Genomic DNA, 14,517 nt, shown 5'->3' with positions numbered 1-14,517 from the left:
GATTCCTTTGGACCGGGACACCGACATCGGCGGACCCCAGGGTCGGTTCCCCTTGACCCGGAACTCCGTCCTCCGGGCGGTGGGCGATCCCGCGCCAGACGTGCGGGAACGTGGCTTTGCCGCCCTCGTCGAGGCCTATTGGAAGCCGGTCTACAAGTACATGCGGGTGAAGTGGCGTGCTTCCAACGAGGACGCCAAGGACCTGACCCAAGAGTTCTTCGCCCGCGCATTCGAGAAGGGCTTCTTCGAGGGGTACGATCCGGCCCGGGCCCGCTTCCGAACCTACCTGCGCGTCTGCCTGGACGGCTTCCTCTCCAACCAGAGGAAGGCAGCCCGACGCATCAAGCGCGGGGGCGACACCCAGGTGCTCTCCTTGGACTTCGAAGGAGCGGAGGGCCAGGTCCTCGCCCAGCAGGTTCCCGACGGCCTGGACCTGGAGGCTTACTTCTACCGGGAGTGGGTGCGGTGGCTGTTCGAGCATGCGGTGGATGCGCTGCGAGAACGCGGCCGAGCCGCGTCCAAAGCCGAGTCCCTCTTGGTCTTCGAGCGCTACGACCTGACCGAGGCGGCCTCTCGCCCGACCTACGCCGATCTCGGCCACGAGCTCGACCTTCCCGTCACCCAAGTCACGAACCACCTGGCCTGGGCCCGCCGCGCCCTCCGCGAGATCGTCCTCGAGAAGTTGCGAGCGGTCAGCGCTAGCGATGAGGAATTCCGGGCGGAGGCGCGCCAGCTCCTGGGGATCGATCCCCGTTGACCTCCCTCTCCGACGGCACCCTCGACCACCTCCGGCAGGTGGCGGACTGGCCCGACCTCTCGGAAACGCGTTACGAGATCGTGGAGCCCATCGCGCGGGGCGGCATGGGCACCGTCTATCTGGCCAACGATCGGCACCTCCGACGCCCGGTGGCCCTAAAGGTGCTCCACGCTCCGACCGCCGGCCCGGAGGCGGGCGAGCGGATGCTGCGCGAAGCGCGCATCATCGCCCGGCTCGAGCATCCCGGCATCGTCCCCGTGCACGACGTGGGCACCCTGCCCGACGGCCGGATCTTCTACGCCATGAAGCGGGTCGCGGGCGAGCGGCTGGACCGGCACCTCCGCGCCGGCCTGCCCTTGAGCGAGCGGCTGCGGCTCTTCGAAAGGATCTGCGAAGCGGTGGCCTTTGCCCATGCCCACGGCGTCGTCCATCGGGACCTGAAGCCAGAGAACGTCATGGTCGGTGCCTTCGGCGAGGTGCTCGTCCTCGATTGGGGGCTGGCCAAGCTCAGATCCGATTCCGGCCCGGGGCTCGCGGGCCCGACCGCCGCCCCCGCGGGAGCGGGCGTTCCCGGCCAGACCGCGCACGGCACCGTCTTGGGCACGCCGGGTTACATGGCCCCCGAGCAGGCGCGCGGGGACGTCGAGGGTATCGACGAGCGGACGGACGTGTACGCCCTGGGGGCCATCCTTTACTTCCTCCTCGTGGGACGCACGCCCGGACGGGCCCCCGCCCCCCCCTCCCAAGGCCCCACCGCGACCTGGCCACAGGGCCGGGAGTCGTGGACCCCGCCCATCGAGCGCCCGCGGCACGCCGATCCCGCCCTACCGCGGCCGCTTGAGGCCATCTGCTTGAAGGCCCTGGGCGCGGCCCCCGCGGATCGCTACCCGAGCGTGTCCGGACTCGCGGCCGACATCGGCCGCTTCCTGGCCCGCGCTCCAGTCGAGGCCTATCGGGAAGGCTGGCTGGAGCGGGCGGTGCGCGTTTTCAAGACCCATCGGACGGTGGCCCTCCTGGTCCTGGCCTATCTCGTGATGCGGACCCTGCTGCTCGTGTTTGCGCGGGTCTGACCCCGAGACCCGCTCCGGCCGGTGGCTCGCCTCAAGGGGACGCCCCCGGCCGTACCGGGGAGTGCGCCCCCACGCCGGCCCGCAGCGTCTTCCGGAGCTCCTCGAGCTCGGCTGCGTGGCGGGGATCCCCCGCCAGGTTGCTGAACTCCTCGGGGTCGGTCTGATGGTCGTAGAGCTCGGTCTCTCCGTCCGGCCACTCTGTGTACCGGTAGCGTTCGGTGCGCACGCTCTTGGCCAGCTGGCCCTTCTTGGTGGCTCCCACTTTCCGGAGCGTGTAGGCGGCGCCCTTCCAGGGGCGCTCGGGATCCTGAAGGAGGGGCAGGAGGCTCGTCCCCTCCAGACCCTCCACGGGGGGAAGCCGGCACAAGTCGAGTAGTGTGGGGTAGAGGTCAAGGAGCTCCACCAGCCGCTCCGAGGGCGTGCCCGGCCGCTTCAAGCCGGGGGCGGCCAGCAGCAAGGGCACCCGCGCCGATTCCTCGAAGAGAGTCATCTTCCCGAAGATCCCGTGCTCGCCCACATGCACGCCGTTGTCGCCCAGCACCACCACCACCGTGCGGTCCCAGAGGCGCAGCCGATCGAGCGCGTCCAGGAGCAGGCCCAGCTGGGCGTCCGCAAAAGTCACCGCGGCCTGGTAAGCGGCCCGGGCCTCTCGGCGCTTCTCGGGCGGGATCTCGAAAGGAGCTCCGCGCCGGGGCTCCAGGACCGCGTCGTCCCCGTGGTTCGGGGCCTCGGGGGGCAGCCTCACCGACGGGGGAGGGTACATGCGGATGTAGGCCTCAGGCACCACCCAGGGGTCGTGTGGCTTCAGGAAGCCGACCCCGATGAAGAAGGGCACGTCCTTCTTCTCCTCCAACAGGCGCACGGCGCGGTGTGCCGCTCGCCCATCGGGCTCGTCCGCGTCTCGGCGGGGGGAGGGCCCCCATCCGATCGCGCTCGGGATCTGCTCGTCGGCGGCGTCGTCGTAGGTGTCCTCCGTGAAGTCCCATTGGAACTCGCTCTCGAAGCGGCTGTGGTACACCTTGCCCACCCGGGCCGTGAAGTAGCCGTTGGCGTGGAAGTGCTCCTGCAAAGGGATGGCGCCTTGGAGCCAGGCCCTCGGCGGGCGGAGGTTGCCCCAGACCTGCGTCTTTTCCGGCCCCCAGCCGGTGAGGAACGACGTACGGCTGGGACTGCAGAGCGGGTATTGGCAGTAGGCGCGGTCGAATCGCCGTCCGCGCCGGGCCAAGCGCTCCAGCTGGGGCGTGCGAGCGTCCCCCCCGTAAAGGCCGATGTGGTAGGAGAGATCGTCGAAAATGACGAAGAGCACGCTCGGCCGCGCGGCGGGGAGGCGGGCGGGGCCGCGGCCGCCGCACGCCGTGGCCGTCGCGAGGGCCATCACCAGCAGCAGCCTGAGCCTCGCGTGGCCTTCGGGCATGGAGCGGCGAGTCTAGGGCGGGGCCTCCACGGGTGTCAACGCGTCCGCGCCCCGATCCCAGAAGACGCTCCTCCCAGAAGGCGGCCAACCGCCCCTTTGGGCGGGCGCGGCCTGAAGCTGGTCCAGAAAGGCGCGCGCGCCCGGTCCCGTGAGCGGGCTACGCGGCCCAAGCAGGAAGGCGCGGTTCAGGGAGTAGTTCATGAGACCGCCGCGGGAGTGCGGCTCGTCGGGGGCGATGGCGTGCACCACTTCGTGGGCGACAACCCGGGCCAGGGCCAGCGCGACCTCCCCCTCCTGTCGGGCGGTGAGGGCACGCTCGGGCGCCTGGTGGCCGAGGGTCCAGCGCACGCTGGACAGGAACACCCAGACGGCACGGGTGGGGCGCTGGTTCCGTATCACGAGGCCCATGACGTGCGCGCCCTCGCTTCCCCGCCGCGGGTCGGAAGGGAGGAGGATGATGGGGAGCTCGGGGACCGGCCCCTCCTCGCAGGTGCTGCCCGGCCCCCCTTGCCTCCAGGCCACCTCCACTCCGATGTCCCGAAACGTCGCTGCCACCTCGCGCTGGAGAGAGGAGGAGGCCGAGGGCAGTAGCCGGTTGGGGTCGAACCAGACGAGGACGAGGGCGGGCGAGGGCGCTGCCGCCGCGGTCCTGAGGTCGGGGGCGGCGCCCGACGGGGGGACCACCGCCGACGAGGGTGGGATCAGATCCGCGCCGGTGGTTTGGGCCGGGCTCCCCCCGAGGGCCAGGAGCGCGAACAGCCATCGGGGATGAAGTCGGGGCCTGGCGGGACGAGTCCCACCAGCCGCGACGCCAACCGGCCTCGGCGCAGGATGGGTGGGGGCCACGTCCATGAACCAGCCTCCGTTTTCAGTGTCGCTATCATCTGACGCCGCAGAGAACCAAAAGGTTCGTAAGCAAAAAACTGAATGACATCCAGACCGCTCTATCAAGTGAGCTCTGATGTGAGGAGGAAATGCGCTTCTTGTGCGGCGGGCGAGGGGAGGGACAAGGGTCCGCCGGCTTCAGAAGATTGGAGGGTAGACGCGCCCGGCGGAGAGGGGAGCGCGTGCTCTCGAGTTCGGCGGGAATCTCTAGGGCGCCCGCTCGAACGAAAGGACGCTCAAGCCCACCCGGTGGCCGTCGGGATCGCGAAGGTAGAGGGTGTGTGCGGTGCGCCCCTCCACCGTGACACCGGCCGCGGCCAGGCGCCTCTCCCAGGCCAGAAGGTCGGAGACCGCGAAGGCCAGAAGGTGACCGGAACCCGCTTCCGGGCCGCTCCCCCCCAGGCGTCTCTCCAGCATGACCACCGTCTCTCCCGCGCGGAGCCAGATGGAGCGGAGGGCACCGCCCTCTTGGAAGCGGCGCAGCTCGGGCAGACCCAGCAGGCCCGCGTAAAAAACCAGGGACCGTTCGGGATCGGCCACGCGCAGGGCCAGGTGGTGCATCGCACCCACGCGTTCGGGGACGCTCATGCTCGGCCTATTTGACGTAGACGGTCTTGACGTTCACGAACTCGCGGATGCCGAACAGGCCCAACTCGCGGCCGTATCCTGACTCCTTGACGCCGCCGAAGGGCAGGCGAGGATCCGACTTCACGGGAGCGTTCACGAAGCAGCATCCCGCCTCGAGCTCCTGCGCGGCCAAGCGCTCGCCCCGCGCCGCGTCGCGCGTAAAGACGGCCGCCCCTAGGCCGAAGGATGTGTCGTTGGCGACGCGCACCGCCGCCGCCTCGTCCTTCACTGTGATGAGGGCGGCCACGGGCCCGAAGAGCTCCTGGTCGTGAGCGGGCATGCCCTTGCGGACGTCGCCGAGCACGGTCGGGGGGTAGAAGGCGCCCCTGCCCTCGGGGATCCGGCCGCCGAGGAGGATGCGCGCCCCCTGGGCCACGCTGCCCGCGACCTGCCGGTGCAGTTCGTCGCGGAGATCGCGCCGAGCCTGGGGCCCCACGTCCACGCCGTCCGCGAGCGGGTCCCCCACCTTCCGGGACCGCATCCTCTCCACGAACAGCTCCTCGAAGCGCGGCTGCACCGACTCCACGACGACGAACCGCTTGGCCGCGATGCAGCTCTGGCCGCTGTTGATCAGGCGCGAGGCGGCGCAGGTCTCGGCCGCCGTCTCCAAGTCGGCATCCTCCAGGACGAGGTAGGGGTCGCTCCCCCCCAGCTCCAGCACCGTCTTCTTGAGGTGGGCCCCCGCGTGTGCCGCTACCTCCCGGCCCGCGGGTGCGCTGCCGGTGAGGGTGACCGCCGCCACCTCGGGGGCCTCGATGAGGCCGGCCACCCGCTTTGAGCCCACGAGCAGGGCGCGGAACAGCCCAGCCGGGAAGTCAGCGGCGCGCATGATCTCACCGATGGCGAGCGCGCACCCCGAGACGTTCGAGGAGTGCTTCAGGAGGGCCGCGTTTCCCGCCATGAGGCCGGGGGCCAGGAAGCGAAAGACCTGCCAGAGGGGAAAGTTCCAGGGCATGACCGCGAGCACGACTCCGAGGGGCGCGAAGGTGATGAAGCTCCGGGAGGCGTCGGTGGCCACCACCTCCGGCCTCAGGAAGCCCTCCGCTTCTTCCCCGTAGTACTCGCAGACCCAAGCGCACTTCTCGGCCTCCGACCGCCCCTGGGCCAAGGGTTTTCCCATCTCGAGGGCCATCAGCCGGGCGAGGTCCTCGCTGCGTTCGCGTAGGAGAGCGGCGGCGCGTCGCATCTTCGAGGCCCGTTCCTGGAAACCGGTCCGTCGCCACTCCCGGAAGGCAGAGTCCGCCGCGCGCAGCGACGCGGCCACCACTTCGGGCGCGTCCTCGTCGTAGTCGCGAATCCGTTCGTCGTTTGTGGGGTTGATCGATTGCAGCGCCATGTTTCCGGCCTCTGAGCGCGGTCGGCCCGCGTTCGCAACCATCTTATCGTGACCGGTTCATCGTGACCCGCTCCGCGAAAGGTGCTATGCTCCGCGGATTATCAGGGTCAAGAGGGGGGACGGAGTCCGGGGAACGGCGGCCGAAACGCGGACAGCCTGTGGCCTCTCGGACCCCTTGCGCAATTCCCAACAGACGCCCCTTCAAATAGTTAGAAGAATTCCCGGGTGGCACGCGGGTTGCTCCGATTAGGAGCGAGACGGTTGCCATGATCTGTCCTTCCTGCCAGTCCGAGAACACACCCACCGCGGACGCCTGCTTCACGTGCGGGAGGGCCCTCGGAGCCCTCACTCAGGGTGCCGTGATCGGAAACCGGTACGAGATCCTGAGCCCTCTGGGTAAAGGCGGCATGGGAATGGTATACAAGGCCCACGACCGCATGCTCGACGAGACCGTGGCCATCAAAGTCCTGCGCAATGAGTTCGTGGGGACGTCGGAGATGGCGAGGCGCTTTCGGCACGAGATCAAGCTGGCCCGCCGCGTCTCTCACCGCAACGTCTGCCGGATCCACGAGTATGGTGAGGACGGAGGGTTGCGCTACATCTCGATGGAGTACCTGGAAGGCACCGATCTCAAGCACCTCCTGCGGGACACGGGGGGCCTGCCCGCGGACCAGGCTTTCGAGGTGGCCATCCAGCTGGCGGAGGGACTACAGGCCATCCACGACGTGGGCATCATCCACCGGGACCTCAAGACCCCTAACATCATGCGGGACGCCAAGGGGGTCATCCGTCTGATGGATTTCGGCATCGCCAAGGAGGGAAGCGACCTGGGCACGGGCGGCAGCCTCACCGCGACCGGCCAGATCATGGGCACGCCCGAGTACATGAGCCCGGAGCAAGGCCGCGGGGAGAGGATCGACTTCCGGAGCGATATCTACGCGCTCGGGGTCGTGGACTACGAGATGTTCACCGGCCAGGTGCCGTTCCGCGGCGACACGCCGGTGGCCACGATCTTCAAGCACATCCAGGACCCGGTGCCCCTCGAAGGCGGGCCGGCCAGCCGCATCCCCGGCTCCGCGGTCCCCCTCCTCCGGAAGGCCCTGGCCAAGGACCGCTCGGCCCGCTTCGCTTCCGCGGGGGAAATGGCGGAAGCCTTGCGGCACGCGCGGGCGGCGGCGGCCGGGTCCCTGCACGTCTCCCCCGCGGGGGCGACGACCCCGGCCTTCACCGCGGTGACGCGCCCGCTCCGCGAGAGCGACCCCGCGGTGCCTCTCCGCGATCGGCGCCAGACCGGCCGCCTGGACATCTTTGTGAACCTGATCGTGCGGCGCGTCGGCACCCTGGGAACCGTCCTCCAGGAAGAGCGCACCATCGCGGAGAACATCGGCCGCGGGGGGGCGCGGGTCCTGACCGGCATGGGGTCGGTCTCGACCGGGGACGTCCTCCATCTCGAGGAGGTGGGAGGCGATTTCAAGACCCGAGCCGAGGTCCGGAACGCCTACGTGGGGAAAGACAACATCCGTCGCCTCAACCTGCGCTTCCTGGATGGTCCCGCCCCCGATCGCCTGGTCCGCACGGACGGGGCGAACTAGGGCCCCCGGCCCCCCCCCTCCAAAACGGCCCTTGAAAGAGGGCCCCACTCCTGGTACATTCGTGCGTCGTTTAGGCTGTGGTTTTCGCCCCTGGCCCCCTGCAGTCCAGGCGCGGCCACCCTCTGCTGCCGGCCGCTACGTGAGGTCGCGCGGCCCTCGTCCTGGGAGGGAAAATGCACTCTGACTCTTTGCGGTACCCTATTGGGATTGTTGTCGCCCTCGTCCTCGCCGGGGCCTGTTCCTCGGGGACGAGCCCCTCGACCATTCCCCAGCCTTCGCCCAGCGCCACTCTTTCCCCCGCCCCCGCGCCCACGCCGACCGCGGCGAGCTGTCCCCTGGGTTACGGCACCGGGCATTTCACGTGCCAGGGCGACCCCGCACCTGGCCTTGTAGGCAGTGTCGACGGCGCCATCGATAAGCTGGTCCAGGACAAGCCCGGTCTCTTCGATCTGCAAAACCCCTCTGGCGACCACGGCTTCCTCGTCCGCGACGCCGACGCCTTTTATGCCGGGGTCATGGGGAATCTTGCCGCTAACGGATTGTGCTCCCAGCTGGACTTTCCCAAGGAGACGCTCTCCGTCAAGTCCGACAACACCTACAGCGAGGACTACCACCTCCTGACCTCGCAGTCCCGCATCCGCTGGGGCATCAAGGCCTACGTCGTCAGCTGCACCCCTGCCAACTTCCCGTTGACGCCCGACCAGGCGGTGGCGAGGGTCACCGTGTCCTTCTACGGGGTCCAGTGCGCCAACCAAGACGGACCCAACGCCGCCCTGAACCTGGTGCCGATGGGCTGCCGGGGCGCCGCCACCGCGACCCCCAAGGACGCGATCGGCCACGACGTGCCGTACACCAACCACTCGTTGGACATCCAATGGTTCTGGCGAGACGGCGAAGGGACGGTGGCCACGGGGGTGCAGGACACGGCCCAGCCCTTCAACTTCCTCGTGTATGGCGTCCACGTCGGTACCTTCAGCGTCTGCGCGACGGTTTCGGGCAAGACGGGCTGCCTGAACGGGCAAGTCATCCCCGCGCAGTGAGCTGAACCGCCGCGTGCAAATCGCCCCGCGGCCGGGTGAGGTTCTGCTCCTCCTCCTGGGCCTGGGAGTGTCTCTGGCCATCGTCGAAGGCGCGGTGCGCTTCGCGGGGGCCGGAGCACCCCGGCCCACCGGCTACGCGCCCGTCAACACGCGGCGGCCGGAGACGGCGTGGACGAACTCCCTCGGCTACCGCGACAACGAGCACCCTCTCGGCAAGCCTCCCGGCCGGCGGCGCGTCCTGGTCCTCGGCGACTCCTTCACTTGGGGGGCGCACATCGAGTTCGATGACGCATATCCCCGGCGCCTGGAACGCGGGCTGGCTCGGCACCGGGGCGAGTCCTGGGAAGTCATCAGCCTGGCCCGCTCCGGCATGAACAGCGTGGAGGAGGGGGAGCAACTGGCGAGCGAGGGACTGGCCTACGACCCCGACGTCGTGGTCCTGGGCTACTGCCTGAACGACAGCGAGGACGAGAACGCGGCGGAGGCCCGGCGGGCCCGCGACTGGGAGGAGATGAGGAAAGAGCGCCGTTGGGGCGCGGACGGGCTCTTGGACCGCTCCGCGCTCTTCCGGCTGGTCAAGCGGCGGGTCTGGGCCACGGTGGAGAACCGGCGGCGAATCGCCGCCTACCGCTCGATGTACGTGCCCGACTACGCCGGCTGGATCGCCGGTCGGAAGGCCCTCCGGACCATGGCCGAGCTCTGCCGCGCGCGCACCGTGCCCTTCCTGGTCATGATCTTTCCCCTCTTCGGCAACGCCCTGGATGAGGGTTACCCCTTCACGGCGATCCACGCCGCCGTCGCGCGCGCGGCCGGGGACGCGGGGGCCAGGGTGGTGGATCTGCTCCCTGCCTACCGGGGCCTGAAGTGGGAGCTCCTGGTCGTGGACGGTCCCAACGACGAGCATCCCAACGAGATCGCACACCGCATCGCCGCCGACGTGCTGCTCTCGGCCCTCGACGACGCGCTGCCCCCGCCCGCGCGCAGGGCTTCGCCCGCGGCCGGGAGCGCCTTCCCGGTCCGCCTGCGCCCTTCCGCTGCGGGCGTCCGGTAGGATACTGGTCCCGAATGGACACCCTCTACCGAAGCCCGCTCAATCGGGAGGTGGCTCCCGCGGCAGGGGGGGAGTTCGCACGCCTGCGCATCGGCCCCCTCTCCGTCTGGCCGCCGGTGGTCCTGGCTCCCATGGCCGGCGTCACCAACCCGCCCTTCCGGACGCTGTGCCGCCGCTACGGGGCGGGGCTCTACGTGAGCGAGATGATCACCGCCCGCGCCCTCGTGGAGGGGAACCGCAAGACCCTTCTCCTGGCCAGCTTCGGGGAAGAGGAGACCATCCGTAGCCTTCAGCTCTACGGCGTCGACCCCTGGCACCTGGGGGAAGCGGTGCGGCTGCTGGTGGGAGAGGGCCGTGTGGATCACGTAGACCTGAACTTCGGCTGCCCGGTGCGCAAGGTCACGAGCAAAGGGGGCGGCGCCGCCATTCCCCTGAAGCCCCGTCTCCTCCAGGGCATCGTGCGCGCGGCGGTGCGGGCCGCGGGCCCGGTTCCGGTGACGATCAAGTTCCGCACCGGCATCGACGACCGCTACCAAACCTACCTGGAAGCCGGCCGCATTGCCCAGGAGGAAGGCTGCGCGGGGGTGGGGCTGCACGCGCGCACCGCGGCCCAGCTCTATGACGGGGAGGCCGACTGGGAGGCCATCGCACGCCTCAAGCAGGCGGTCCGGGGCATCCCCGTTCTCGGCAACGGGGACGTCTGGGAGGCCGAGGACGCTCTGCGCATGATGCGGACCACGGGCTGCGACGGCGTGATCGTGGGCCGAGGCTGCCTGGGCCGTCCCTGGCTCTTCCGGGACCTGGCCGACGTCTTCGAAGGCCGCTCTCCCCAGAACCCGCCCCTCCTGGGGGGGGTGGTCGACGTGATGCTGGAGCACGCCCGCCTGCTCGGGGCCTGGCTGGGGGAGACGGGGGCCATGCGCTCCTTCCGGAAGCACAGCTCCTGGTACACGAAAGGGTTCCGGGGCGGAGCCGCGTTGCGCGAGCAGCTCATGCGGGTGACCCGTCTGGACGAGCTCGCGGCGATCCTCGGGGGCGTGGACCACACGCAACCCTTCCCTCCCGAGGCTATTCGCGTGCCCCGGGGGAAGACGGGGGGAAGGCAGACGGTGGCTCTCCCCGCGGGCTACCTCGACGACCTGGAGGACGCGACCCCTCCCGGCCCGGAGGCGGAGGCCGCCGACTCCGGCGGCTGATCAGGGAAAGCGCGCCCCCGGCCGCCCCGGGCGCGTGTAGAACTCCCGCATCACCTTGAGGGAGGGCTTTCCCTGGGGGGTGAAGTCGCGCTCCCGGTCCCCAGACGGCCGCGCCCGCGAAGCGAGGGGGTGCCACTTCCAGATGAAGGTGCCTCCGAACCAGCTCCGACTCCACACCGCCTCGAACAGGGCCCGATAGGCGTCCCGCTGCAGGCCGAAGTCGGTCTTGCCCCGGGTGTCCCAGCTCCAGGGCGCGGCCAGGGTGCCGGCCACGCTCTTGTAGCCCACCTCCGTGAAGACCACGGGGCGACCGGTCCGACGGGCGAGCACCTCTAGGCGGTTCACGATGGGCAACCAAGCCGTACGGATCTGGGCCAGGCTGGGGTGGGGGGCGTCGGAAAGGGGGTAGTAGGCCTGCACCCCAATGAAGTCTAGGTCGCCCCAGAACTCCACCTGCTCCTCCTCGTTCCAGTTGGCGCAGTAAGTGAGCGGACCGTGGTAGACCTCGCGCACGCGCTGGATGAGCCGGCGCCAGTCCGCGGTCCGGCGAGCGGCGCAGCGCAGCTCGGCCCCCACCACCAGCCCGTTCATGTGCTCCCGCTCCGCAAGGCGCGCGTAGTGGAGGATGAAGTCCTCGTAGGAGCGGAACCAGCGCTGCCAGTCCTCCTCGCTGCCCATGCGAAGATCTCCCACCCAGCTTCCGCCCGGCACCCAGAGGTGCGGCTTCAGGAGGGTCTTGATGCCGAGGCTGCGCGCGAAGCCGGCGGTCTCGGCCAGGCCCTGGTCGCTCTCTCCCCAGTAGACGTCATCGCCCGCGTTGCGCACGACCTTGGGGGCGGTCAAGGACGGGCACCAGCCGAACGGGGTCTGCGAGATCCAATCCACGCCCAGGGCGCGCAGGGGGTCCAGGGTCTCGGGGGCGACCCGCCCTCCCCCCTCCCAGCAAACCCCGCGCATCTTGGCCACAGGGGGAGGCGGGGCCTGGCCCACGCTCCCCGGGGGAAGGGCGAGGAGCACGCTCCCCAGGGCTAGGGCCAGCACGGGGTCGCCATCCTCGCGGTCAAGGCGTGTGCGCGTCCCCGGGCCGGAACCGGAACTCCTCCTTGGTCCCGCCCTTCTCCAAGGTGACGGCGAGCCCGTCCTCGGTCCGGCGGTAGGTGATGCGCACCGTGCCCGCGTACTCGCGGCCCTCGAAGGCCGCTTCCCGGTCCCCGCGGCGCACGAGCTTGAGCACAACCGGCCGCTCCTTGTCCTCACGTGCCACGAGCAGGGGATCGAAGTGGCGCAAGCGAAGCTCAAGGCCTCCTTCGCCGGTCGTGATCGTCAGCAGCTCGAAGATCCGGGTTCGCCCATCGGAGACGAAGCGCCACATTCCCATCATGGAGTCCCCGGAGGGAGCGGTCCAGACCTCCTCCGAGAGACTACCCGGGGAGCTGTCGACCCACCGCCCGGCGATCCACGCGAGATCGGCGAGGCTAGTCGGGGGCGCCGCCTCCTGGTCCGCCCTTACCGTGGGGGCCAGGAGGGCGAGGCCTGCGGCCACCAGCCGGAACGGCCGGGCGATCGTCATGTCGGCTCCTTGCTAGAACGGGCCCAATTTACTCCAAGGCGGAGATTGCGGCTAGGGGAAGCGGCAGGATCCCGGCCCTCGTGCCGAGGCCGCACGTATACTGCGTCGGTGCTGCGGAGGGAGGCCAAGAACGAGGAGGGGCGCGGTCTGGCCCTCATCCTTCTGAGCACCGTGGCCTATGGAACCATGCCCGTCCTCACGAAGGTGGCCTATGGGAGCGGGGTGCGGCCGCTCCCGCTCCTGGCCTGGCGCTTCCTGCTCGCCAGCCTTCTCTTCGCCCTCCTGCCCTCGGCGGGCCCAGCCAAGCCCATCTCCGGGCGGCAGCGGCTCACGCTCTGGGCGATCGGGGCCGTCTACGTCGTCAACGCCCTCGCCTACTTCAAGGCCCTGGAGACGGTGCCCGCCTCCACGGTGGCCCTCCTCCTCTACACGTACCCCGTGATCGTCACTCTGTTTTCCGGCCTCCTCGGCTGGGAAGGCCTCACCCCGCGTGGTCTGGGCGCGGCCGGCCTGGCCGGGGCGGGGTGCGCCCTCACCGCGGGAGGGGCGCTCGTCGGCGGCCCCGGCGTCTTCTTCGCCCTCCTCACCGCGGTCCTCTACGCGGCCTACATCATGCTGGGGAGCCGGTTTGCGGCGCAGGTCCCGGCCCAGACCGCGGCCCTTCACCTCACCCAAGTCTGCGCCTTGGTCTGCGTCCCCTGGGCGATCGGCCAGGGCAGCGTCCTCCTATTCCCCGATGTCCGCGCCTGGGGCGCGGTGCTGGGGATCACCGTCCTCTCCACGGTGGTGGCGCTGCGCGCGTTCCTCGCGGGTCTGGCCCGGGTGGGGCCGGCCCGGGCCGCGGTGCTCAGCTCCTTCGAGGTGGTGGTGACCCTGGCCTTGGCCGTGATCGTGCTCGGCGAGCGCTTGGGCGTGCGGCAGTGGGCGGGGGCCGCGCTCATTCTGGGCGCGGTGGGCCTGCAGAACCTGGGCTCCCGGCGCCGGTTGGGAAAAGCCCAGGGGTATTGACCCCGGGATACGGTCCGCGCCCTTCCACGCCCGTCCCCCTCCGGAGTCGGCCCCGCGCTTGGCCCTTCTCCTGTCTGGTGGGTTGGCGCGGCCTGAAATATGATGGAGCTCAGGTGAAGATCTCCCTCGCCCACAGCCCCGACAGCGACGACGCCTTCATGTTCTACGGCCTGGCCCGGGGCAGAGTCCCGACCGGCGACCTGGAGATCTCCCACGTTCTGGCGGACATCGAGACCTTGAACCGCCAGGCCCAGGAGGGTCGGCACGAGATCACGGCCATCTCCTTTCACGCCTATCCCTACGTGGCCGACAAGTACGCGCTCATGCCCTGCGGCGGCAGCATCGGGGACGGATACGGGCCCCTCTTGGTTGCGCGCGAGCCCTTGGCTCCCGCCCAGGTAGCGACGCTCACGGTGGGCGTGCCTGGCACCCTCACCACCGCCTACCTGGCCCTCAAGCTTTTCGCGCCTGGGGTCGCGACCCGCGTGATCGCCTTCGATCGGATCCTGGAGGAGGTGCGGGAGGGCCGGGTCGACGTGGGGCTCATCATCCACGAGGGGCAGCTCACGTTCGGCGCCCACGCCCTGCACAAGGTCCTGGACCTGGGTGCGTGGTGGAAGAAGGAGACGGGCTTGCCCTTGCCCCTGGGCGGGAATGCGGTGCGTCGGGACCTCGGGCCCGCGCTCATGGCCAGGCTGACCGCGCTCGTGCGGGACACGGTGCGCTACTCGCTGGCCCACCGCCGGGAGGCCCTGGACTACGCCCTGGGCTTCGCGCGCGGGATGGACCCCGCGGTGGCTGACCGTTTCGTGGGGATGTGGGTGAACGAGATGACGGTGGAGTGCGGGCCCCGCGGCCGCCAGGCCGTGCAGGCCCTCCTGGACCGCGGCCACGCCGCGGGCCTCATTCCGCGGCGCGTGACCGCCGATTTCATCGACGCTTGATGATGCCAGGCCTTCGTCGTCAGGGTT

The 14,517-nt window shown here is 70.1% G+C and carries 14 protein-coding genes; 8 read left to right on the top strand and 6 right to left on the bottom strand.

Annotated features, from left to right (window positions below; genetic code table 11):
• Positions 1-7 precede the first annotated feature (7 nt).
• Both VN461_16935 and VN461_16930 read left to right on the top strand, forming a co-directional pair.
• Positions 8-757 (top strand): sigma-70 family RNA polymerase sigma factor, encoded by a 750-nt coding sequence (locus VN461_16935; GenBank protein HXB56461.1) that lies wholly within the window; start codon positions 8-10, stop codon positions 755-757.
• Positions 754-1,827 carry a serine/threonine-protein kinase gene (locus VN461_16930; GenBank protein ID HXB56460.1) on the top strand — a complete coding sequence of 358 codons (1,074 nt, stop codon included), beginning with the start codon at positions 754-756 and terminating at the stop codon, positions 1,825-1,827. The genes VN461_16935 and VN461_16930 overlap by 4 nt, the downstream gene beginning before the upstream one ends.
• Positions 1,828-1,858: 31 nt before the next feature.
• Here VN461_16930 and VN461_16925 read toward each other — a convergent pair whose 3' ends face one another.
• The 4 genes from VN461_16925 to VN461_16910 form a co-directional block, all read right to left on the bottom strand.
• Positions 1,859-3,241 (bottom strand): sulfatase, encoded by a 1,383-nt coding sequence (locus VN461_16925; GenBank protein HXB56459.1) that lies wholly within the window; start codon positions 3,239-3,241, stop codon positions 1,859-1,861.
• Positions 3,242-3,253: 12 nt separating this feature from the next.
• On the bottom strand, positions 3,254-4,093 hold the full coding sequence (locus VN461_16920; protein HXB56458.1) for a hypothetical protein: 840 nt from the start codon (positions 4,091-4,093) through the stop codon (positions 3,254-3,256).
• Between the two features lie 240 nt (positions 4,094-4,333).
• Positions 4,334-4,714 carry a VOC family protein gene (locus VN461_16915; GenBank protein ID HXB56457.1) on the bottom strand — a complete coding sequence of 127 codons (381 nt, stop codon included), beginning with the start codon at positions 4,712-4,714 and terminating at the stop codon, positions 4,334-4,336.
• Positions 4,715-4,721: 7 nt separating this feature from the next.
• Complete coding sequence (locus tag VN461_16910) at positions 4,722-6,089, bottom strand: NAD-dependent succinate-semialdehyde dehydrogenase (GenBank protein HXB56456.1); 1,368 nt, start codon at positions 6,087-6,089, stop codon at positions 4,722-4,724.
• A 266-nt stretch (positions 6,090-6,355) separates the two neighbouring features.
• On the opposite strand from VN461_16910, the gene VN461_16905 reads away from it, so the two are divergent.
• From VN461_16905 to dusB, 4 genes are all read left to right on the top strand, one after another.
• A complete protein-coding gene (locus tag VN461_16905) occupies positions 6,356-7,681 on the top strand; it encodes a serine/threonine-protein kinase (protein ID HXB56455.1) in 1,326 nt (441 codons plus the stop codon).
• 173 nt (positions 7,682-7,854) lie between these two features.
• Positions 7,855-8,721, top strand: coding sequence for a hypothetical protein (locus tag VN461_16900; protein HXB56454.1), 867 nt, complete (start codon positions 7,855-7,857; stop codon positions 8,719-8,721).
• Positions 8,722-8,734: 13 nt separating this feature from the next.
• The gene (locus VN461_16895; protein HXB56453.1) at positions 8,735-9,772 is read left to right on the top strand and encodes an SGNH/GDSL hydrolase family protein; all 1,038 of its coding nucleotides are present in this window, start codon (positions 8,735-8,737) and stop codon (positions 9,770-9,772) included.
• 14 nt (positions 9,773-9,786) lie between these two features.
• Complete coding sequence (dusB, locus tag VN461_16890; protein HXB56452.1) at positions 9,787-10,968, top strand: tRNA dihydrouridine synthase DusB; 1,182 nt, start codon at positions 9,787-9,789, stop codon at positions 10,966-10,968.
• On the opposite strand, the gene VN461_16885 is transcribed toward dusB, so the two are convergent.
• Together VN461_16885 and VN461_16880 are read right to left on the bottom strand one after the other, a co-directional pair.
• On the bottom strand, positions 10,969-12,009 hold the full coding sequence (locus VN461_16885) for a hypothetical protein (protein ID HXB56451.1): 1,041 nt from the start codon (positions 12,007-12,009) through the stop codon (positions 10,969-10,971). It abuts the gene before it with no gap.
• Between the two features lie 19 nt (positions 12,010-12,028).
• Entirely contained in the window at positions 12,029-12,538 is a 510-nt protein-coding gene (locus VN461_16880; protein HXB56450.1) for a DUF6265 family protein, read from the bottom strand.
• 108 nt (positions 12,539-12,646) lie between these two features.
• Between VN461_16880 and VN461_16875 the strand changes: the two genes are divergently transcribed.
• Both VN461_16875 and VN461_16870 read left to right on the top strand, forming a co-directional pair.
• Positions 12,647-13,546: a DMT family transporter gene (locus VN461_16875; protein ID HXB56449.1), complete on the top strand. Its 900-nt coding sequence runs from the start codon at positions 12,647-12,649 to the stop codon at positions 13,544-13,546.
• A 113-nt stretch (positions 13,547-13,659) separates the two neighbouring features.
• On the top strand, positions 13,660-14,490 hold the full coding sequence (locus VN461_16870; protein HXB56448.1) for an MqnA/MqnD/SBP family protein: 831 nt from the start codon (positions 13,660-13,662) through the stop codon (positions 14,488-14,490).
• Positions 14,491-14,517 lie beyond the last annotated feature (27 nt).

This window comes from Vicinamibacteria bacterium, from assembly GCA_035570235.1.
In the GTDB taxonomy this organism is placed as follows: domain Bacteria; phylum Acidobacteriota; class Vicinamibacteria; order Fen-336; family Fen-336; genus DATMML01.
Note: the sequence above shows the minus strand (reverse complement) of the source record. Positions and strands in the feature narration are given on the sequence as shown.

Coding starts and splice junctions, on each gene's coding strand:
- VN461_16925 (HXB56459.1), bottom strand. CDS start 3,241: ATGCCCGAAGGCCACGCGAGGCTCAGGCTGCTGCTGGTGATGGCCCTC.
- dusB (HXB56452.1), top strand. CDS start 9,787: ATGGACACCCTCTACCGAAGCCCGCTCAATCGGGAGGTGGCTCCCGCG.
- VN461_16905 (HXB56455.1), top strand. CDS start 6,356: ATGATCTGTCCTTCCTGCCAGTCCGAGAACACACCCACCGCGGACGCC.
- VN461_16900 (HXB56454.1), top strand. CDS start 7,855: ATGCACTCTGACTCTTTGCGGTACCCTATTGGGATTGTTGTCGCCCTC.
- VN461_16910 (HXB56456.1), bottom strand. CDS start 6,089: ATGGCGCTGCAATCGATCAACCCCACAAACGACGAACGGATTCGCGAC.
- VN461_16915 (HXB56457.1), bottom strand. CDS start 4,714: ATGAGCGTCCCCGAACGCGTGGGTGCGATGCACCACCTGGCCCTGCGC.
- VN461_16880 (HXB56450.1), bottom strand. CDS start 12,538: ATGACGATCGCCCGGCCGTTCCGGCTGGTGGCCGCAGGCCTCGCCCTC.
- VN461_16920 (HXB56458.1), bottom strand. CDS start 4,093: ATGGACGTGGCCCCCACCCATCCTGCGCCGAGGCCGGTTGGCGTCGCG.